Source organism: Micromonospora sp. LOL_015, assembly GCF_048060275.1.
GTDB lineage: Bacteria > Actinomycetota > Actinomycetes > Mycobacteriales > Micromonosporaceae > Micromonospora_E.
On the sequence record NZ_JBHMIO010000002.1, the window covers coordinates 159,451 to 179,458 of the forward strand.

Below are 20,008 nucleotides of genomic sequence, written 5' to 3' on the forward strand. Positions count from 1 at the left end.
CGGGGAACAGGGCCGGTGTGGCCACGGCCGACTGTCCGACGTGTCGCAGCCTTCACGTCGTTCCACCCCGCGATCAGGGCGGGTTCGGCGGTCGGCCCCGGGTCCGCCGCGACGAACGCGGCCGTACTCGGTCGCCGCGTCCCGAGCGGCGTCGACCACCTGCCCCGGGCACCGGAGCGGACCGTTCGATCTCCACCACGGTGGTCGGCGGGTCGAGCCATCGTTCGCCGCAGCGACGCAGCACCGGATCACCGCCACCCGACCGAACCACCGCCGATCGGTGCTCGGTGATCTCCGCCCCGGCCGAATCGCCCTTCATGGCGAGTAGCCGCCCACCGGGCTCGACCAGCGGTAGACACCAGCCGGCCAGCCGGTCGAGTGGGGCCACCGCCCGCGCGGTGACCACCGGTGCCGCACCGTCGGGGAAATCCCGGCGCAGTTCCTCGGCCCGGCCACGCAGTACGCGGACCCGGTCGGTGAGGCCAAGGACCGACACCGCCTCGACGAGAAAAACGGTACGCCGGGCCAACGGCTCAACCAGGATGACGTTGAGGTCCGGTCGCGCCACGGCCAGGACCAGCCCGGGTAGACCGGCTCCGGATCCGACGTCCAGCACCGTCGCCCCGTCGGGGACGAGTTCGCCGAGGACCGCGCAGTTCAGCAGGTGCCGCTCCCAGAGCCGGGGTACCTCGCGCGGCCCGATGAGTCCACGGAGCAGTCCCTCCGAGGCCAGCAGGCCGGCGTACCGGACCGCTAGCCGCAGCTGCTCGGCACCGAAGATCTCGCGGGCACAATCGGGGGGCGACGCCAGCGTGGCCGGTCCTGACGGAACGGGCGCTCCAGACGGAACCGGCCCGGACGGGAACCCGTCCGGGCCGGTAGCCACCCGCTCAGTCTGCTCGGGCAAATCGGTCATGGTGCTCAGTCGGCCGGACGGACGACGATGCGCCGGGTCGGTTCGACACCCTCGGACTCGCTCAGCACGCCGTCGAGTGCATTCACCACGTCGTGCACGCACTTGCGCTCGAAGGCGGACATCGGCTCCAGCCGCACCGGCTCGCCGTACTCCTTGACCTTCTCCACCGCGTTCTTCGCCACCGCGGCCAGCTCCTTGCGTCGGTTGTTCCGGTAACCACCGACGTCCAGCAGTAGCCGGCTGGGCGATCCGGTCTGCCGGAAGACCGCAAGCCTGGTCAGCTCCTGGAGCGCCTCCAGGGTCGCACCCCGCTGTCCGACCAGGGCACTGAGCTGCCCGCCGACCACCTCCACCACGGGGCGTCCGGCGGAGACCAGCTCGTCGATGTCGCCGTCGTAGTCGAGGATGTCCAGCAGTCCCTCGACGTAGTCGGCGGCAATTTCGCTCTGCTGGAACAGGTCGCTGTCGGTGGCGGCGGAAGTGGGCGCTGACGCGCCCTTGCCGGCCGCGTCCTCGTCAGCCTCGTCGGTGCCCGCGTCGTCGGCGTCGCCGGGGCGGTCGTCAGCGCCGTCGGCGGCCGGGGCCGGGACAACCTCCTCGTCGACAGACGGGTCGGCACTGGGCAGGCTGGTATCGGTCACGGTGTCATCTCCGTACTCGCTCGGCGGAACCGGTCGGTCCGCTGGTTACCGAGGACCGGCGGACGGGCGCCGTGCCCTCGGGAGGTCTACATTGCCGCCGTTGCGGCTGTGCGGGACGCCCCGCCGGCCACCGGGAAGCCCGCCAGCAGTCGCCGGCCGCCGGCACGTCTGCCCGGTCAACCCGGACGCTTCGCCGGCCGCCGCTTCTTCGGGTTGACCGGCTTGGCACCAGGCTTGGGCTTGAGACCCTCGCGGACCGGGGCCGGCTCGGAGGCGGCGGCCTCGGCACCGTTGCCGCGCCGGGCGAAGACACCGGCCGGCTTGGGCTTGGCGTCGGTCGTGCCGGGCTTGCGTGACTGGCCGGCACCGGACTTCGCCGCCGGCCGGCCGGCGGATTTCGAGGTCGAGGTCGAGGTTGATTTCGCAGCCGGCTTCCCCTTGCCGGCCGGCATCGGCGGGGGCGGGAACTTGCGCAGTACCCACTGCTGCTGGCCAAGCGTGACCATGTTGTTCACCACCCAGTAGATGATGACGCCGATCGGGAAGATCGCGCCGGAGATGAGCAGCGAGGCCGGGATTCCGTAGAGCATCAGCCGCTGGATCATCTTCTGCTGCGGGTCCTCCGCCCAGCCGGTCTTGAGGATCATCTGTCGGCTGGTCAGGTAGGTGGTCACGATCATGACGATCACCAGGATCCCGGCGATCACCTTGACCGTGGTGCCGCTGGCACCCATCGCCGCCAGCTCGTCGGCGGTCGAGCCGAACCGCCCGGCGATCGGCGCGGTGAACAGGCTGGCCCGGGATGCCTCGTAGAACTGGTCCGCGGTCCAGCCGTACAGGTCGACGTTGCGGGTCTGCTCCGGGTTCAGCCGGCGCAGGATGTGGAACAGGCCGAGAAAGACCGGGATCTGCAGGAACATCGGAAGGCAGCCCATCAGCGGGTTGGCCTTCTCCTTCCGGTACAGCTCCATCATTTCCTTCTGGAGCGTCTCCCGGTCACCCTTGTGCTTCTCCTGCAGCTCCTTGACCTTCGGCTGCAGCGCCTGCATGGCCCGCTGTGACTTGATCTGCTTGACGAAGACCGGGAACAGGATCACCCGGACCGTGACCACCAGGAAGATGATGGCCAGGATCCACGACCAGTTGGTGCCGAGCACCTCGGTCGACGGCACACCGATCCGGTCCCAGGCCGAGTGCCAGAACAGGAGGATCCACGAGATGGCCCAGTAGATCCAGTCGAGACTCAATTCGGGGCTCCAGTCGCATCGGCACGGCGGCCGCCCGGCATCGGTACCGGGTCATATCCACCGGGGTGGAAGGGATGACAGCGCAGCAGGCGCCAACCCGCCAACAGCACCCCCCGAAGTGCTCCGCGCCGGGCGATCGCCTCCTGGGCGTACGCACTGCACGACGGGTAGAACCGACAGCGGGCCGGCAGAGCCGGGCTTATCCAACGACGGTACGCGACGATCGCACCTGTCAGCAGGCGGCCACCCGGTGTCGCGGGGCGAGGTAGATCGTCGGAGGCGGTCATCGGGCGTCCCCCGCGCTGGCCCGGGTCCGGGGTCCGGTGCGCGGCACGCCGGATGGGCGATCACCGGAGGTGCTGCGGGAACGGCGGTCGGCGGCGCGGACCGCGGCGGACAGCGCGGCGTCAAGGTCAACGGCCAGCCCTGCTGAGGAGACCGCGGCGGCCGGCGGGAGGGCTCGGACGACCAGCAGGGCACCGCCCGGTAACGCTGCCAGCCGGGACCGGACAAGGTGTCGGAGCCGACGACGCACCCGGTTGCGGGTCACCGCGTTGCCGACCGCCTTGGAGACGATGAAGCCGGCCCGGGCACCGGAGCCACCGGTCGGCCCCGGTTGGTCGCCCGGCACCGCAGACGGCAGCAACAGGTGTACGACGAGTGAGCCACGGCCGGCCCGCCGACCCCTGCGTACGACCTCGGTGAAGTCGGCACGATTCCGTACGCGCTCAGCGGCGGCCAGCATGGCGGTTAGATCTCCACGACGCCCGCGAAGACCATCAGGCGGACAGGCGGGCGCGGCCCTTGGCGCGGCGGGTGGAGAGGATGGCACGGCCGGCACGCGTACGCATCCGCAGCCGGAAGCCGTGGGTCTTGGCACGCCGGCGGTTGTTCGGCTGGAAGGTGCGCTTGCTCACGTCAGACTCTCCGTCAGGTGTGGCTCCCGGCCGGCGGCCCGGAGTCAGATGATCAGACCGGCTGTCGGTCAGGCCGGCGGTTGGTCAGATCCGGCCGTTGGTCGGGCCGGCGGTTGGTCAGAACCGGCGGTGCAGATCTGATCCGGCCCGTTGGTCAGGCCGACGGTGCAGGTCTGCGCCAGTGCGCCGTAAGGGCACAACGCACCCGACTAGCTTATCAGAGGGGACCAGCGCCCACGGCTGGCCCGCCGCCGGCCACCGCCGGTGATCGGACCGTGGAGCGACGCGGCCTGTGCCGCTGCACGGTTTTCACCGAAACCGACAACGGGGACCGGCGACCGCCGGTTGAACGGTTGTGGACAACGCTGTTAGCGTGCCCGATTGCCGGTCAAGCATCAGACAGCACCTGGCACCGCTTCATCGGTACGAACCAGGCAGCCGGGCCGGTCGCCCGCGACGGTGATCGACACCGGGCGCCGAGCCGGCAGGGGGCAGGTTCGGCGGACGACGGGGAGCCGCAGTCAGCAGTACACACAGGTTGTGGATAACTTGTGGATGACGGTCAGTTCAGCGGCCCGCAGCATGGCTCGTCGTACCTGTTCGAGAGCGGGACCGATCCCGACCGGCGGCCGACACAGAGACAGTGCCGGCGGCCGGGTACTCGGATGCGATGGGGGTGGCGCTACGGTGGCCGAGACGATAGACCTCGGCGCGGTCTGGTTGGCGACCACGGACGAGCTGGCGGACGAGATCGTCTCCGCCCAGCAGCGGGCCTATCTGCGGCTCACCCGGCTGCGCGCCATCGTCGAGGACACCGCGCTGTTGTCCGTACCCGACGCGTTCACCCGCGACGTCATCGAATCGCGACTGCGCCCGGCGATCACCGAGGCGCTGTCGCGGCGGCTCGGTCGACCGATCCAGGTGGCGGTCACCGTCCGTCCACCGGAGGACGGTCAGGGTCGACCGGTCGGCACGGTGTACGGCACCGCGACCGTCGAGACCCGGCTGCACCACCCGGACGAGCCCGACCCACGGCTGGGCCCGCCCCCGCCCGGACCGGACCACCGCGACACCGACAACCACCGCTGGGACCGCGAGGGCATCGCCGGACCCGAGGCGCCGGAGCCGATCAGCGGCGGGCCGGACACAGCCGACGGACCCCGTGCGCCGGAGCACCGCGTCGGCGTACCCGAGGCACTGGACGGCGCCACCAGCCGGCTGCCGGTGGTGCCGGCGGCCCGGACCGGCGACCAGGGCGCGCTCTTCGGTGACGACTACGCCGCCGGACCGCCAGGTCCGCAACGGCTCGACCACGACCTCGAACCGCCGACGCAGCAACGCCCGGCCCGGCCGCCGACCGACTACCGCCCACCGGACCAACGGTACGGCGGCGTCGGCGACAGCCTGCCGACCAGCCCGCCCGACAGCGGCCCGGGGCGGGGTGGGCTGGACCACCGCGGCACCGGCCGGGACGACCGCCGGCTGACCGGACCGGGGGTGGACACCGGCGGGAACCGGCTCAACCCGAAGTACATGTTCGAGACGTTCGTCATCGGCTCCTCGAACCGGTTCGCGCACGCCGCGTCGGTCGCGGTGGCCGAGTCACCGGCGAAGGCGTACAACCCGCTGTTCATCTACGGCAGCTCGGGGTTGGGCAAGACCCACCTGCTGCATGCCATCGGTCACTACGCCACCACCCTCGGACACGCCCGGTCGGTGCGGTACGTGTCGACCGAAGAGTTCACCAACGACTTCATCAACTCGCTGCGTGATGACAAGACCAGCGCCTTCCAGCGCCGCTACCGTGACGTGGATATCCTCCTGATCGACGACATCCAGTTCCTGGAGAACCGGGAGCGGACCCAGGAGGAGTTTTTCCACACCTTCAACACGCTGCACAACGCGAACAAGCAGATCGTGATCACCTCGGACCGGTCGCCCAAACAGCTGGCCACCCTCGAGGATCGGCTGCGGACCCGCTTCGAGTGGGGGTTGCTCGCCGACATCCAGCCGCCCGACCTGGAGACCCGGATCGCCATCCTGCAGAAGAAGGCGGCCCAGGAGCGGCTGTACGCGCCGCCGGACGTGCTGGAGTTCATCGCGTCCCGGATCGCCAACTCGATCCGGGAGCTGGAGGGCGCGTTGATCCGGGTCACCGCATTCGCCAGTCTCACCCGGTCACCGGTCGAGCTGAGCCTGGCCGAGGAGGTCCTGCGGGACTTCATCCCGGACGGCGCCGGCCCGGAGATCACCGCCGACCAGATCATGGTGGCCACCGCCGACTACTTCGGGGTCAGCCTGGAGGACCTGCGCGGTAACTCACGCTCCCGGGTGCTGGTCAACGCCCGCCAGGTCGCCATGTACCTGTGTCGCGAGCTGACCGACCTGTCGCTACCCCGGATCGGACAGGCGTTCGGTGGCCGGGACCACACCACAGTGATGCACGCCGACCGCAAGATCCGACAGCAGATGGCGGAACGCCGGTCCCTCTACAACCAGATCGCCGAGCTGACCAACCGGATCAAGCAGATCGCCTGATGCCCCGCCGCCTGCCGGCGGCGCCGTCCACCGGTTGATCCGGCGAGTCACGCACAGGTTCATCCACAGGTTTTCCACCGCCGCCGCCGCCCGGCGGTGGATGGCGCCTGGATTCTGCCGACCGGTTGTCCACAGGCTGTGGACAACTCCTGGGGAAACCGCTGTGGACAATGACTCACAGTCACAAACTGTCCACAGGTCTACCCGTGCCTGTGGGGATCCTGTTGAAGGTTCTGGGGACGACGGACCGGCATGGTGCCGGCAGCTTGTCCACAGCTGGGGACGAACCCTCGGGATAACCGGTGGACAACCGGTGGATAACTCGGCACGGCTGTGGACGGCCGGGCAGCCTGTGGATAACGACCCCGGTTGTACCCAGCCCTCTCCACAGGTAATCCACCGCCATCGAACCCATCTGACCTGCGTAAACGCGAGATATCCACAGAGTGCACAGCCCCGACGAAGACGATGAGATCTATCTTCTAGACAACAAAAACCAATCACCGGCGTTGGGGATAGGTGTGGATGCAGCCGACCCGCTGCACCTGCCGGTCCGGTCGACCGGCAGAAGTCCGGGGCCGGACGCACGGGCCCGGCGGTCTGGCCTATCGTTCGGTGAGGTCCGTCGACCGATGACGGTCGAGCCGCCCAGGGGCCGCCTCGGTCCGGCACCACCAAAGATCGTTCGATCGAGTCGACGCGGAGGCACGGCATGAAGTGCGGAGGCATGGGATGAAGTTCCGGGTGGAGCGCGATGCGCTCGCCGACGCGGTGGCCTGGACGGCCAAGAGCCTGCCGAACCGGCCGTCGGTGCCGGTGCTGGCCGGCGCGATGCTCCGGGTCACCGACGGTTCCCTGCAGGTCTCAGGATTCGACTACGAGGTCTCCAGCCAGGTGACCGTCGACGTGCAGGGCGACGCGGACGGCTCGGCCCTGGTCTCCGGTCGGCTGCTCGCCGAGATCACCAAGTCGCTGCCGGCCAAGCCGGTCGACATCGCGGCGGTCGGTGCGCATCTGGAGCTGGTCTGCGGCAGCGCCCGGTTCACCCTGCCGACCATGCCGGTGGAGGACTATCCGACCCTGCCCGAAATGCCGGCCAGCGCCGGCCGGGTCGACGCCCCGACGTTCGCCGCCGCGGTCGCCCAGGTCGCGGTGGCCGCCGGCCGTGACGAGACGCTGCCGATGATGACCGGGGTCCGGGTCGAACTCGAGGGCACCCGGCTCGCCATGCTCGCCACCGATCGGTACCGGCTGGCCATCCGGGAGATCGACTGGCAGCCGGACGATCCGGAGATCAGCCTGAACGCGCTGGTGCCCGCCCGTACCCTCGCCGACACAGCCAAGACGCTCGGTCCGATCGGCGGCGAGGTCACCATCGCGTTGGCACACGGCGGGGCCGGCGAAGGCATGATCGGGTTTGCCGGCGGCACCCGCCGGACCACCAGCCGGCTGCTGGACGGTGCCAACTACCCGCCGGTCCGGTCGCTCTTCCCGAGCAGCCACAACGCCGAGGCCCGGGTGGGCGTGAGTACTCTCGTCGAGGTGGTACGCCGGGTCGCCCTGGTCGCCGAGCGCACCACCCCGGTGCTGCTCAGTTTCAGCGCGGACGGGCTCGTCGTGGAGGCCGGCAACACCGAGGAGGCGCGGGCCAGCGAGGCGATGGAGGCCGCGTTCACCGGTGAGCCGCTGACCATCGGGTTCAATCCGCAGTACCTGATCGACGGCCTGCAGAACCTCGGCTCGGCCACGGCGGTGTTCACTTTCGTCGACGCGTTCAAGCCCGCAGTGATCTCGCCGGCCGGTGAGGACGATCAGATCATCCCCGGCTACCGCTATTTGATCATGCCGATCCGGGTAACCCGGTAACACCGGGACACCCGGTGGGCGACGATCGGGCAGCGACGAAGGGGGCACACCGTGCAGTTGGGCATCATCGGCCTGGGCCGGATGGGCGGCAACATGCGGGACCGGCTACGCGACGCCGGTCACCAGGCGTACGGCTATGACCGGGACCCGGCGGTCAGCGACGTCGCCAGCCTCGCCGAGCTGGTCGACCGGCTCGCCGCTCCGCGGGCCGTCTGGATGATGGTCCCGGCCCAGGTGACGTCGTCGGTCGTCGACGAGCTGTGCGGCCTGCTCGACGCCGGCGATCTGGTGATCGACGGCGGCAACTCGCGGTTCAGCGACGACGGGCCGCGCGCGGCCCGGCTGGCCGAGCACGGCGTCGGCTACCTCGACGTCGGGGTGTCCGGCGGGGTGTGGGGCCGGCAGGCTGGGTACGGGCTGATGGTCGGCGGCGACGCCGAGCACGTCCAGCGGATGATGCCGATCTTCGAGACGCTCAAGCCGCCGGCGAAGCACGGCTTCGTGCACGCCGGCCCGGTCGGTGCCGGACACTACGCGAAGATGGTCCACAACGGCGTGGAGTACGCGTTGATGCACGCCTACGCCGAGGGCTACGAGCTGATGCTGCAGAGCGAGCTGATCACCGACGTGCCCGGGGTGATCAAGTCCTGGCGGGACGGCACCGTGGTCCGGTCCTGGCTGCTGGATCTGCTGGACTCCGCGCTCGACGAGGACCCCCAACTGGCGGCGCTGCGCGGGTACGCCGAGGACACCGGCGAAGGGCGCTGGACGGTCGACGAGGCGATCCGGCTCGGGGTGCCGTTGAACGTGATCGCGGCGTCGCTGTTCGCCCGGTTCACCTCGCGGCAGGACGACTCTCCGGCGATGAAGGCGGTCGCCGCCCTGCGCAACCAGTTCGGCGGGCACGCCGTGCAGTCCAGCCCCTGACCTCCGTGTACGTTCGCCGTCTCGAACTGATCGACTTCCGCTCGTACCAGCGGGTCGAGCTCACCTTCGAACCGGGTGGCAGCGTGCTGGTCGGGCCGAACGGGGTCGGCAAGACCAACCTCGTCGAGGCGCTCGGCTACCTGGCGACGCTGGGTAGCCACCGGGTCGCCACCGACGCGCCGCTGGTCCGGGTCGGCGCCGACTCGGCGATCATCCGCTGCCTGGTCGTGCACGACCAACGGGAGCTGCTGGTCGAACTGGAGATCGTGCCGGGTCGGGCCAATCGGGCCAGGCTGGGCCGGTCGCCGACCCGCCGGGCACGGGAGGTGATCGGTGCGCTGCGGCTGGTGCTGTTCGCCCCCGAGGATCTGGAGATCGTCCGGGGCGACCCGGCCGAACGCCGCCGCTACCTGGACGAGCTGCTGGTCACCCGGCTGCCCCGGTTCGCCGGCGTGCGGGCCGACTACGACCGGGTGGTCAAGCAGCGCAACGCGCTGCTGCGCAGCGCGTACCTGGCCCGCAAGACCGGTGGTGACCGGGGCGGCGACCTGAGCACGCTAAGTGTCTGGGACGCCCATCTGGCCCGGCACGGAGCCGAGCTGCTTGCCGGCCGGTTGGAGCTGGTCACCGCGCTTGCCCCGCACGTGGCCAAGGCGTACGACGCGGTGGCGGCCACCAGCGCGGCGGCCGGCATCAGCTACCGGCCGTCGATCGAGCTGCCGGATGCCGGGACGGTGCCGCCGGCGGCGGACCGGTCCATGCTGGAGTCAGCGCTGCTGGCCGCGCTGGGCGAGGCCCGCCGCAGTGAGGTCGACCGTGGCGTCACCCTGGTCGGTCCGCACCGCGACGACCTGCATCTGACGATCGGCAGCCTGCCGGTGAAGGGGTACGCCAGCCACGGCGAATCCTGGTCCTGCGCGCTGGCGCTGCGGCTGGCCGCGTACGACCTGCTCCGCGCGGAAGGCATCGAGCCGGTCCTGGTCCTCGACGACGTGTTCGCCGAACTGGACAGCGGCCGCCGGGAACGGCTCGCCGAGTTGGTCGCCGGGGCCAGCCAACTGCTGGTGACCTGCGCGGTGGCCGAGGACGTCCCGGTAGCGTTGCGCGGGGCACGCTTCGAGGTCAGCCGCGGGGAGGTACGCCATGTCGGATGAGCCGCAGCACGGTGAGTCGGCGCAGGCTGCCAACCAGCCACCGATCCTGCCACCGCCGTCCACCGGCCCGCAGTTGGCCAGGGCGGTGCTTGACGCGGCCCGCGCCCGTCGGGGGGCGAATCGGCCCCGCCGCCGGACCGGTGGCGGCAGTGACGCGGGGGGAGCCGGGTCGGGCAGCCGACGACTGCGCGGCTACTCGGGTCCGGGGCCGGACCCCCGTGATCCCCAGCTGTTCGGCGACGTGCTGGCCCGGCTGGTCAAGGCGCGCGGCTGGCAACGGCCGGCTGCCGAGGCGACCGTCTTCGGTGCCTGGGAACGGGTGGTCGGGCCGGAGGTGGCCAAGCACAGCCGCCCGGTCAAGTTGGAGAACGGCGAGTTGACGGTCGAGGCGGAGTCGACCGCGTGGGCGACCCAGCTACGTCTGCTCGCCCGCTCGTTGCTGCGCCAGATCGCCGCTGAGGTCGGGCACAACGTGGTGACGAAACTGCACATCCACGGCCCGGCCGCGCCGTCCTGGTCGAAGGGTCCGCGGCGGGTCCGCGGTCGTGGCCCGCGGGACACGTACGGTTGATCCCATCCGGCCGGTCCGCTCCCTGGCCGACGCCGGTCGCCCGGAAGACGCCGGCCGCCCGAAATCAGGCTTCTGCGTCGGCGTAGACGGCGAAGCCGCGGTCGGCGCAGCGGCGGTAGAAGCGGGACAGCACCGCCAGCTCCGACCGGGGGAAGCTCCACTGCGGCGCGTCACCGGCGTCGTCGCGTAGCGCGTCGAGCCGGCTGGCCAGCCAGCGCAGCTGCTGTTCGGCGAGCCGGGCCCCGGCGAGGGCGTCGCGCAGCACCGCTCCGACCGTGTCGAAGGTGACGGTGTCGCCGTACCGGTCATGGCCGTCGACGAACCGCTCCAGGCCGCCGGCGATCCAGGCACAGCCGTCCGGGTCGATCACCGGGTCCTCGTCCTCGGCGGCTGCCTCGGTGGCGTACAGCACTCCGGTCAGCCCCAGCAGCAGGTCCACCAGCTCGGTGTAGGCGGTGGCCCGGACACTGCCGGTCTTCGCGATGTAACCGGCGAGCGCGGCGGTCGGCGCCGCGACGTCGGCCTGCTCCGCCAGTTTGTCGAAGTCGACGAACTCGGCCGGTGCGACCGGTTCGTAGAATTCGCCGACCCGTGGCCATTGCACCGCGACGTTGTCCAGCCCCATCGCAAGCGTCACCCTTCTCCAGCTGGTGGCCCGGGCCGGGTGCGCATCCGAGATGCTGCTGTCCGGTGCGAGCCTGTGCGGTAGCGGCACTGTAGCGGCATCCGGGTAGTCGTTTCACCTTCAGGTGGCCCAGCGGGCCGCCGGACCGACGTTGCGGTGCCCCGTGGCCGTCCGAATGACGGATCTGATGCGTGTGGGGGTGGTCGCGGTGGGTGGGGTGCGGCCGGCTACGAACCTCTCAGCCGCTTTACGGGGGTGCCGCGTCCCGGTTATGTCGGCTCGGCACAGTAGGATCGGAGACAGAGACGAGGGAGACCCGCGCGGCGCGACGATCCGGAGCCCGCCTGGCAGGATCACCGACGAGGTGACCACCAGCAGCCGTGATCGCCAGACCGTACGGGGCCCAGCCGTTCGTGATCCGCGGGTCTGCTGCGGCGTACGGCGCGTTTCGCCACCCGTCGGCGATCCACCCGGAAGATGCGGGTTGTCGGCCATGGTGCCGGTTCGCGTCCGTCCGCCGTCGGAAGATTCGCCGAACCCCGCGCCCCTGTGCCGTCGCGGCCCAGAGGTGCGAGAAAGTGGCTGAGGGTGTCAGCGCAGAACAACCAGGAGTACGGCGCCGAGTCGATCACCGTGCTGGAGGGTCTCGAGGCGGTCCGCAAGCGACCGGGCATGTACATCGGGTCGACCGGTGAGCGCGGCCTGCACCACCTGGTCTGGGAGGTCGTGGACAACGCGGTCGACGAGGCGCTGGCCGGGCACTGCGACACCATCGAGGTGGTGCTGCTCGCCGACGGCGGGGTGCGGGTCACTGACAACGGCCGCGGTTTCCCGGTGGACCTGCATCCCAAGCTGAAGAAGCCGGGTGTCGAGGTCGCCCTGACCGTGCTGCACGCCGGCGGCAAGTTCGACGGTAAGGCGTACGCGGTCTCCGGCGGTCTGCACGGGGTCGGTGTCTCGGTGGTCAACGCGCTGTCCGTGAAGATGGAGGTCGAGATCCACAAGGACGGCCACGTCTGGCGGCAGCAGTACGCCAACTCGAAACCGACGCCGCTGGACAAGGGCGAGGCGACGAACCGGACCGGGTCCGCGGTCGCCTTCTGGCCGGATCCGTCGATCTTCGAAACCACCGAGTACGCGTTCGAGACGATCTACCGCCGGTTGCAGGAGATGGCCTTCCTCAATCGTGGGCTGACCATTCAGCTGCGGGACGAGCGGGTGGCTGATGACGACGGGAAGCACCGTGAGGTGACTTTCTGCTACAAGGGTGGCATTTCGGACTTTGTCCGCCACCTCAACGCCTCGAAGAACCCGATCCATAAGAGCGTGGTCGAGTTCGGCGCGGAGGAGGAGGGCATGTCGGTCGAAATCGCCATGCAGTGGAACGAATCATACGGTGAGTCGGTCTACACCTTCGCCAACACCATCAACACCCACGAGGGCGGCACCCACGAGGAGGGCTTCCGATCCGCGTTGACCAGCGTGGTCAACAAGTACGCCATGGACAAGAAGCTGCTCAAGGGTGACGAGAAGCTCTCCGGCGAGGACATCCGGGAAGGGCTTGCCGCGATCATCTCGGTCAAGCTGGCCAACCCGCAGTTCGAGGGCCAGACCAAGACCAAGCTGGGCAACACCCCGGTGAAGAGCTTCGTGCAGCGGGTCTGCAACGAGTGGCTCGTCGACTGGCTGGACCGTAACCCGGCCGAAGGCAAAATGATCATCACGAAGGCCACCCAGGCGGCCCGCGCCCGGATCGCCGCTCAGCAGGCCCGCAAGCTGGCCCGGCGCAAGTCGTTGCTGGAGTCCGGGTCGATGCCGGGCAAGCTGGCCGACTGCCAGTCCACCGATCCGCGCGAGTCGGAGGTCTTCATCGTCGAGGGCGACTCGGCCGGCGGCTCGGCCAAGCAGGGGCGGGATCCGCGTACCCAGGCGATCCTGCCGATCCGGGGCAAGATCCTCAACGTGGAGAAGGCCCGGATCGACCGGGTGCTGAAGAACAACGAGGTCCAAGCGCTGATCACCGCGCTGGGCACCGGCATCCACGACGACTTCGACATCGAGAAGCTGCGCTACCACAAGATCGTGTTGATGGCCGACGCGGACGTGGACGGCCAGCACATCCAGACGCTGCTGCTGACCCTGCTGTTCCGGTTCATGCGTCCGCTGGTCGAGTTGGGCCACGTCTACCTCGCCGCCCCGCCGCTGTACAAGATCAAGTGGAACCGGAAGGGCGACGACGCGCAGTACGCGTACTCCGACCGGGAGCGCGACGGACTGATTGTGCTGCGCCAGCAGAAGAAGCCGAACGCCAAGCCGGACGACATCCAGCGCTTCAAGGGCCTGGGCGAGATGAACTACCCCGAGCTGTGGGAGACGACGATGAACCCGGCGACGCGTACGCTGCGTCAGGTGACTCTGGACGACGCCGCAACCGCCGACGAGTTGTTCAGCGTTCTGATGGGTGAGGACGTCGAGGCGAGGCGCTCCTTCATCCAGCGCAACGCCAAGGACGTCCGCTTCCTGGACATCTAGCGCCCCGCGCGGCCGGGCGACCCCCGAACCGGTGCCGGCCCGGCCGCGTCATCAGCAACTTCGCCAGCTTCCACAGCCGTTGTCCAGCACGGTACGACGGTTTAAAGGTTGATAAGGGTTAACTGTGACGGATACTCCCGAGTCCTTTGGCAGCGAGCCGGATCCCGTGGCAGCCGCTGCGGCGGCGGTCGCCCGCCACGACCGCATCGAGCCGGTCGGGCTGGAAGTCGAGATGCAGCGCTCGTACCTCGACTACGCGATGAGCGTGATCGTCGGGCGGGCGCTGCCGGACGTACGGGACGGGCTCAAGCCCGTACACCGCAAGATCCTCTACGCCATGTTCGACTCGGGCTACCGGCCGGACCGGGGCTACGTCAAGTGCTCCCGGGTCGTCGGCGACGTGATGGGCCAGTTCCACCCGCACGGCGACTCGGCCATCTACGACGCGCTGGTCCGGATGGCGCAGCCCTGGTCGCTGCGGTACCCGCTGGTCGACGGCAACGGCAACTTCGGCTCCCCGGGCAACGATCCGGCAGCCGCGATGCGCTACACAGAGTGCAAGCTCGACCCGTTGGCGATGGAGATGCTGCGGGACATCGACGAGGACACCGTCGACTTCCAGGACAACTACGACGGGCGGGCCAAGGAACCGGTGATCCTGCCGGCCCGGATCCCCAACCTGCTGATCAACGGCTCCGAGGGCATCGCGGTCGGCATGGCCACCAAGATCCCGCCGCACAACCTGCGGGAGATCGCGGCGGCGGTGCAGTGGTGCCTGGAAAATCCGGAGGTCGACGAGGCCACCACGCTCGACGCACTGATCGAGATCGTCAAGGGTCCGGATTTCCCGACCGCCGGTCTGATCGTCGGCACCACCCCGATCCAGGACGCCTACCGCACCGGTCGCGGGTCGATCCGGATGCGCGCCGTGGTCGAGGTCGAGGAGGACAAGAAGGGCCGGACGTCGCTGGTCGTCACCGAGCTGCCGTACCAGGTCAACCCGGACAACCTTGCCGAGCGGGTCGCCGAGCTGATCAAGGAAGGCAAGATCGGCGGGATCGCCGACATCCGCGACGAATCGTCCGGGCGTACCGGCATGCGGCTGGTGCTGGTGCTCAAGCGCGACGCCGTCGCCAAGGTGGTGCTCAACAACCTCTACAAGCACACCCAGCTGCAGGAGACGTTCGGCGCCAACATGCTGGCCCTGGTCGACGGGGTGCCACGCACGCTGAACCTGGCGCAGTTCATCCGGTTCTACGTCGAGCACCAGATCGACGTGATCCGGCGGCGCACCGCGTACCGGCTGCGCAAGGCCGAGGAGCGGGCGCACATCCTGCGCGGTCTGGTCAAGGCGCTGGACATGCTCGACGAGGTAATTGCCCTGATCCGGCGGTCGCCGACGGTCGAGGACTCCCGGCAGGGCCTGATGCGGCTGCTCGACGTCGACGAGATCCAGGCCACCGCGATCCTGGACATGCAGCTGCGCCGGTTGGCGGCCCTCGAACGGCAGAAGATCATCGACGAGCTGGCCCGGATCGAGCTGGAGATCACCGACCTCAAGGACATCCTGGCCAAGCCCGAGCGGCAGCGGCGGATCGTCTCGGAGGAGCTCGGCGAAATCGTCGCCAAGTGGGGCGACGAGCGGCGGACGAAGATCGTGCCGTTCGACGGCGAGGTCTCGATGGAGGACCTGATCGCCCGTGAGGACGTGGTGGTCACCATCACCCGCACCGGGTACGCCAAGCGGACCAAGGTCGACCTCTACCGCTCGCAGCGCCGGGGCGGCAAGGGCGTCAGCGGTGCGACGCTGCGCCAGGACGACATCGTCAGCCACTTCTTCATTGCGTCCACCCATGACTGGATGCTGTTCTTCACCAACAAGGGCCGGGTCTACCGGGCGAAGGCGTACGAGTTGCCGGAGGCGTCGCGTACCGCCCGGGGGCAGCACGTGGCCAACCTGCTGGCCTTCCAGCCGGACGAACACATCGCCCAGGTCATCCGGATCCCGAACTACCAGGTGGCGCCCTACCTGGTGCTGGCGACCCGCAACGGCCTAGTCAAGAAGACCCGGCTGGAGGAGTTCGACTCGAACCGGTCCGGTGGCATCATCGGCATCAACCTGCGGGACGCCGACGAACTGGTCGGAGCGGCTCTCGCCGGCGGGGCCGACGACCTGCTGCTGGTCTCCAAGAACGCCCAGGCGATTCGGTTCACCGCGACCGACGAGGCGCTGCGCCCGATGGGCCGGGCCACGTCGGGGGTGATCGGGATGCGGTTCACCGACACCGACGAGCTGCTCGCCATGGCGGTCGTCCGGGAGGGGATGGACCTGGATGTTTTGGTCGCCACCAACGGCGGGTACGCGAAACGTACTCCGATCGAGGAGTATCCGGTGCAGGGCCGGGGAGGTAAGGGCGTGCTGACTGCAAAGATCACCGAGCGCCGCGGTGGTCTCGTCGGCGCGGTCGTCATCAGTCCGGGCGACGAACTCTTCGCGATCACCAGCAACGGTGGCGTGATCCGGACCCCGGTGAAGCCTGTACGACGTACCCGGGACCGGAACACAATGGGGGTCAAGCTCATGGACCTCCCAGACGGCGTGACCATCGTGGCCATTGCTCGCAATGCCGACGAGCCTGACGAACAGGACTAGTTGATGACGGAGACCCAGGCGAAGTCGGGGGGCACAGGATCCTCGGCGGCTCCGGTCGACGAGGAATCCGCCGCCGGAGGCACATCAACGGCCACCGGCCGCGCCGCTGTCGGCCGGGCCAGCGTGCCCGGTGATTCGCCGTCGCCCAAGTTCACCCGGGCGCCAGGGATGCCTCCCCCGCCCGACAGACCTGCCGACGACTCAGCCGGTGACACCGGCGACTCCGTCGACGGTTCGACCCGCGCCGGCGGCACCGGCGACAGCGCCACTCAGCTCGGCGGCAGCTCCGCCTCTTCCGGAAGATCGGCACCTCCTGTGACGTCGGCACCTCCTGTTTCATCCGCTCCGCCGGCCAGCTCCGGCAGCGGATTCACCGGTGGAGCGCTCGGCGCCACTGCGGCAAGTGGCACCCGACCGGGCGGTGGGCTCGGACCCACCGGGCAGTTCGGCACCATCGGCGGCACGGCCCGGGTGGGAACGGCCACCCCCGGCTCGCGGACCGGGCTGGGTTCGCCGACCGTACGCACGATCGGTGGTGCCGGCGCCGGCGCGGCGCGAGTCGGCCCGGACGGTGCCCGGACCGCGCGAGCCGGGGTCAGCTCGGCTGCCTCGCGAGGGCCTCGTCGTGCTCGACTGAACCTGAAGCGGATCGACCCCTGGTCGGTCATGAAGTTCTCGTTCGCGGTCTCGCTGGTGCTGTTCATCGTGGTGATCGTCGCGACCTCGGTGCTCTACCTGGCGCTCGACGCGATGGGCGTGTTCCAGAGTGTCAACGCCAGCCTCGGTGACCTGATCGGCACCGGAGCCGGGGACGGTCCGAGCCTGCGGATCACCGCCCAGGGCGTGATCGGGACGGCGGCGCTGTTCGGGCTGATCAACGTGGTGCTCTACACCGCGCTGGCGACGCTCGGCGCGTTCATCTACAACGTCTGCGCCGACCTGGTCGGCGGGATCGAACTGACCCTGGCCGAGCGGGACTGACCTGGCCCACGCAGGGAAGTGGAGGACGGCCGGGCGGGTCGATACCCATTGGCCCCGGCCGTCCGCGATCCGGTAGTCTCCCCATGGTCCGGCGCTCCGTTCGCCGGGACGCCGGTGGCTTTCGCCCCGAGTTGGGGTGTAGGGCACGGGTGCGGTAACCTTGCTCGTCGCGTACGGGGCTATAGCTCAGTCGGTTAGAGCGCAGAGCTGATAACTCTGAGGTCGCTGGTTCGATTCCAGCTAGCCCCACTCCACGACAGTCGAGCGTAAGGGGACACGCCCCATGGTCAAGAAGCTCCTCATCATCGCCGGGGTCATCGGCGTAGCCGCGCTGATCGCCAAGAAGGTCAAGGAGACCAGCGACGAGCGTGCCCTCTGGCACGAGGCGACCACCGCTCCTGACCTTCGCTGATTCGACGGCGGTCGGCACCGTTGGCGCGGGACCGCTCGGGGCCATAGCTCAACTGGCAGAGCACTGCCTTTGCAAGGCAGGGGTTAGGGGTTCGAGTCCCCTTGGCTCCACCCACGTTTTGGCTGGTCAGTGTGCCAGGGCATTGACCTTGGTCACGCTGACCAGCCGGGCCATGAACCAGAATCAGCGAATCGTCAGCAGAAGTCGCCGAACACGTCCCGTACGTCGTCGTGGTCGGCAGACGGGTGCACGTAGAGGTTGAGAGTCGTTGACGCGCGTTCGCGCCCCATCACCCGCTGAACGGGCGTTGACCGGTACCCCGTCGCTGATGAGCCACGTGGCATACGAGTGCCGCAGGTCGTGGAAGCGGAGCCCGCCAGCGGCCTTGAGCGCGACCTGGTCGACGGCTTCCCGCTCGGTCGCGAACTTGGCCAGCAATTCGGCGCTGGACGCCAGACCTGTCGACGAAGGTTCGACCGCCTGAGTGGGCTGCCGTCCCGCGTGGCGAACACCAGCGCGGCCGGCTTGGGTTCTGCGGGCTGTGCGCCGAGTCGCGCACGCAGCTGCGCAACGATCGGGCAGTCTGGTGTTCACTACGGACATCGGGCAGTCCAACGCCACCCAGGCCTGCCGGCGGGTAGGCCAGGGGAACTAGGTAGTGTCCGTGGTCTGGCAGGTGGCCGACCAGGCAGGCGTGAGCGTACTGACCGGGTTGATCGACGACTACCAGCTGACGGTCCAGCTCAGCGCCTGAGCCGTGCGCCGGACGACGATCTGGGGCGGCACAGCTGTGCCCACCGCGCGGTCGAGCGTGGTGGGCACAGCTGTGCGGTGTGGGCTTGTTGACCGTCAGCGCTCCCGGTTCGGATAGCGGCGACGTTGGGTCAGGTGGACGAGAATCACTCCGCCGACGATCAGCACCAGGCCGACGACCAGGAAGTTCATTGTGTTCGCACCGGTCAGTGCCAGCGGACTGGCTGACTCGTCAGCGTCCGCTTCGTTTGCGAGGTTGTCCACGGCCGGCGCATTGATTCCGCCGGCGGCGGCAGTCGGGCTCGGGTCCGCGCTCGGCTGTGCGGTCGGCTCTGGGGTCGGGTCGGCTTCGTTTTCCTCTTCGGCAGCGGGCTCGGTCGGCTCCGGCGTGGGCTCGGCGTCCTGCGTCGGCGGTGCCGGATCGTCGGTGATCTCCGCCTCGGGGCTGGCCGGCGCCGGTGTCTCCTCGGCCGGTGGTTCCTCGGCGGGCGGTTCGTTGGCGGGTGGTTCCTCGGCCGGTGGTTCCTCAGCGGGTGGTTCCTCAGCGGGTGGTTCCTCAGCGGGTGGTTCCTCAGCGGGCGGTTCCTCCGCTCCGCCGGCTCGGACCTCGATACGGACGGCGTCGATCGCCGGGGTCTGGTTGGCCCGCTGCATCATCGGGATCCGGTGCGATCCGTCACCGGCCCACGATGCGCACTGGGCGATCCCCTCCTGGGGCAGCCCGGGCACCTGGATGGTGACCACATCCGGCTCGGCACCGCCGCCACCGTCCTCGGTCGCGACGAAGAAGGCCGGCACCGGCTCCGGGTCGAGTGCCTCGGTGGTACTGGTCAGCATTCGGCAGGCGGTGTGGAAATGGCCGCGGGTCAGCCCGTCACCGGTCAGCAGCGCGGACTCCACGTAGTACCCGCCCTGAGCCGCCGGCAGGAAGCGGTCCCGGACCAGATTGCGGGTGCTGACCCGTAGTTGGAACGGTTCGCCGACGCCGACCGATTCCGGCGACTCGGTGATCAGCAGCGTCGGGTTCTGCTCTGCCGCACCGACCTCGCCGAACGCTGTCGAGACGCAGCGGCTGCCCACCTGGAAACCGTCGTGCGGCTCCAACGAGCTGTCGTCACATCCGGTACCGAGCACATCGAGTCCGTTGACCTGCTCGCTAGCCTTGCGATCCGTTCCAGCACTGGAGATCTGACTGACAGCGATCAGGACCCCGAAGGCGGACAGTGTTGCGACCGCGATGGCGGCGCGGCGCGCCCGTCCGCCCTTCGCGGGTCT

Annotated in this window: 16 protein-coding genes, 2 tRNA genes and 1 pseudogene; 11 read left to right on the forward strand and 8 right to left on the reverse strand. The window is 69.4% G+C overall.

The features are described 5' to 3' along the window. Positions 1–73: 73 nt before the first annotated feature. The 6 genes and pseudogenes from rsmG to rpmH all read right to left on the reverse strand — a co-directional run bounded on the left by rsmG (position 74) and on the right by rpmH (position 3,721). The gene (gene rsmG / locus ACFHWU_RS03185) at positions 74–916 is read right to left on the reverse strand and encodes a 16S rRNA (guanine(527)-N(7))-methyltransferase RsmG (RefSeq protein ID WP_416550894.1); all 843 of its coding nucleotides are present in this window, start codon (positions 914–916) and stop codon (positions 74–76) included. 5 nt (positions 917–921) lie between these two features. Further along, complete coding sequence (locus ACFHWU_RS03190) at positions 922–1,557, reverse strand: protein jag (protein ID WP_416568046.1); 636 nt, start codon at positions 1,555–1,557, stop codon at positions 922–924. Between the two features lie 176 nt (positions 1,558–1,733). Further along, on the reverse strand, positions 1,734–2,804 hold the full coding sequence (gene yidC / locus ACFHWU_RS03195) for a membrane protein insertase YidC (protein WP_416589763.1): 1,071 nt from the start codon (positions 2,802–2,804) through the stop codon (positions 1,734–1,736). Further along, entirely contained in the window at positions 2,801–3,091 is a 291-nt protein-coding gene (gene yidD / locus ACFHWU_RS03200) for a membrane protein insertion efficiency factor YidD (protein WP_278172879.1), read from the reverse strand. The genes yidC and yidD overlap by 4 nt, the downstream gene beginning before the upstream one ends. A 74-nt stretch (positions 3,092–3,165) precedes the next feature. Next, a pseudogene (gene rnpA, locus ACFHWU_RS03205) lies at positions 3,166–3,549 on the reverse strand (ribonuclease P protein component); the annotation flags it as partial. Between the two features lie 34 nt (positions 3,550–3,583). Further along, complete coding sequence (rpmH, locus tag ACFHWU_RS03210) at positions 3,584–3,721, reverse strand: 50S ribosomal protein L34 (RefSeq protein ID WP_123606641.1); 138 nt, start codon at positions 3,719–3,721, stop codon at positions 3,584–3,586. Between the two features lie 687 nt (positions 3,722–4,408). Here rpmH and dnaA point away from each other — a divergent pair. The 5 genes from dnaA (at position 4,409) to ACFHWU_RS03235 (ending at position 10,777) form a co-directional block, all read left to right on the forward strand. Then, positions 4,409–6,259 carry a chromosomal replication initiator protein DnaA gene (dnaA, locus tag ACFHWU_RS03215; protein WP_416589764.1) on the forward strand — a complete coding sequence of 617 codons (1,851 nt, stop codon included), beginning with the start codon at positions 4,409–4,411 and terminating at the stop codon, positions 6,257–6,259. Between the two features lie 732 nt (positions 6,260–6,991). After that, positions 6,992–8,125 carry a DNA polymerase III subunit beta gene (dnaN, locus tag ACFHWU_RS03220; protein ID WP_416550898.1) on the forward strand — a complete coding sequence of 378 codons (1,134 nt, stop codon included), beginning with the start codon at positions 6,992–6,994 and terminating at the stop codon, positions 8,123–8,125. Positions 8,126–8,176: 51 nt separating this feature from the next. Further along, positions 8,177–9,052, forward strand: a complete 876-nt coding sequence (gnd, locus tag ACFHWU_RS03225; RefSeq protein WP_416589765.1) for a phosphogluconate dehydrogenase (NAD(+)-dependent, decarboxylating) — start codon at positions 8,177–8,179, stop codon at positions 9,050–9,052. A 5-nt stretch (positions 9,053–9,057) separates the two neighbouring features. Next, positions 9,058–10,206, forward strand: coding sequence for a DNA replication/repair protein RecF (recF, locus tag ACFHWU_RS03230; RefSeq protein WP_416550900.1), 1,149 nt, complete (start codon positions 9,058–9,060; stop codon positions 10,204–10,206). Next, a complete protein-coding gene (locus tag ACFHWU_RS03235; protein ID WP_416550901.1) occupies positions 10,196–10,777 on the forward strand; it encodes a DciA family protein in 582 nt (193 codons plus the stop codon). Before recF ends, ACFHWU_RS03235 begins: the two co-directional genes overlap by 11 nt. A gap of 64 nt (positions 10,778–10,841) precedes the next feature. Here the strand turns inward: ACFHWU_RS03235 and ACFHWU_RS03240 are convergent, their stop codons facing one another. Next, the gene (locus ACFHWU_RS03240; protein ID WP_416551098.1) at positions 10,842–11,402 is read right to left on the reverse strand and encodes a hypothetical protein; all 561 of its coding nucleotides are present in this window, start codon (positions 11,400–11,402) and stop codon (positions 10,842–10,844) included. A gap of 588 nt (positions 11,403–11,990) precedes the next feature. Here ACFHWU_RS03240 and gyrB point away from each other — a divergent pair. The 6 genes from gyrB (at position 11,991) to ACFHWU_RS03270 (ending at position 18,090) form a co-directional block, all read left to right on the forward strand. After that, the gene (gene gyrB, locus ACFHWU_RS03245; RefSeq protein ID WP_278172871.1) at positions 11,991–13,934 is read left to right on the forward strand and encodes a DNA topoisomerase (ATP-hydrolyzing) subunit B; all 1,944 of its coding nucleotides are present in this window, start codon (positions 11,991–11,993) and stop codon (positions 13,932–13,934) included. Positions 13,935–14,058: 124 nt separating this feature from the next. After that, positions 14,059–16,587, forward strand: a complete 2,529-nt coding sequence (gyrA, locus tag ACFHWU_RS03250; RefSeq protein ID WP_416550902.1) for a DNA gyrase subunit A — start codon at positions 14,059–14,061, stop codon at positions 16,585–16,587. A 3-nt stretch (positions 16,588–16,590) separates the two neighbouring features. Continuing rightward, positions 16,591–17,568, forward strand: coding sequence for a DUF3566 domain-containing protein (locus ACFHWU_RS03255; protein ID WP_416589766.1), 978 nt, complete (start codon positions 16,591–16,593; stop codon positions 17,566–17,568). A gap of 175 nt (positions 17,569–17,743) precedes the next feature. Then, positions 17,744–17,817: transfer RNA gene (locus ACFHWU_RS03260), tRNA-Ile, on the forward strand. A gap of 34 nt (positions 17,818–17,851) precedes the next feature. Beyond that, a complete protein-coding gene (locus tag ACFHWU_RS03265; protein ID WP_282233038.1) occupies positions 17,852–17,980 on the forward strand; it encodes a DLW-39 family protein in 129 nt (42 codons plus the stop codon). Between the two features lie 37 nt (positions 17,981–18,017). After that, positions 18,018–18,090: transfer RNA gene (locus ACFHWU_RS03270), tRNA-Ala, on the forward strand. Positions 18,091–18,829: 739 nt separating this feature from the next. Here ACFHWU_RS03270 and ACFHWU_RS03275 read toward each other — a convergent pair. Then, positions 18,830–19,867, reverse strand: coding sequence for a hypothetical protein (locus ACFHWU_RS03275; protein WP_416589767.1), 1,038 nt, complete (start codon positions 19,865–19,867; stop codon positions 18,830–18,832). Positions 19,868–20,008: the final 141 nt, after the last annotated feature.

Bases quoted from the DNA above. Each gene is read 5' to 3' on its own strand.
- rsmG (WP_416550894.1), bottom strand. From the start codon at position 916: ATGACCGATTTGCCCGAGCAGACTGAGCGGGTGGCTACCGGCCCGGAC.
- yidD (WP_278172879.1), bottom strand. From the start codon at position 3,091: ATGACCGCCTCCGACGATCTACCTCGCCCCGCGACACCGGGTGGCCGC.
- dnaN (WP_416550898.1), top strand. From the start codon at position 6,992: ATGAAGTTCCGGGTGGAGCGCGATGCGCTCGCCGACGCGGTGGCCTGG.
- ACFHWU_RS03235 (WP_416550901.1), top strand. From the start codon at position 10,196: ATGTCGGATGAGCCGCAGCACGGTGAGTCGGCGCAGGCTGCCAACCAG.
- ACFHWU_RS03240 (WP_416551098.1), bottom strand. From the start codon at position 11,402: ATGGGGCTGGACAACGTCGCGGTGCAATGGCCACGGGTCGGCGAATTC.
- ACFHWU_RS03255 (WP_416589766.1), top strand. From the start codon at position 16,591: ATGACGGAGACCCAGGCGAAGTCGGGGGGCACAGGATCCTCGGCGGCT.
- ACFHWU_RS03265 (WP_282233038.1), top strand. From the start codon at position 17,852: ATGGTCAAGAAGCTCCTCATCATCGCCGGGGTCATCGGCGTAGCCGCG.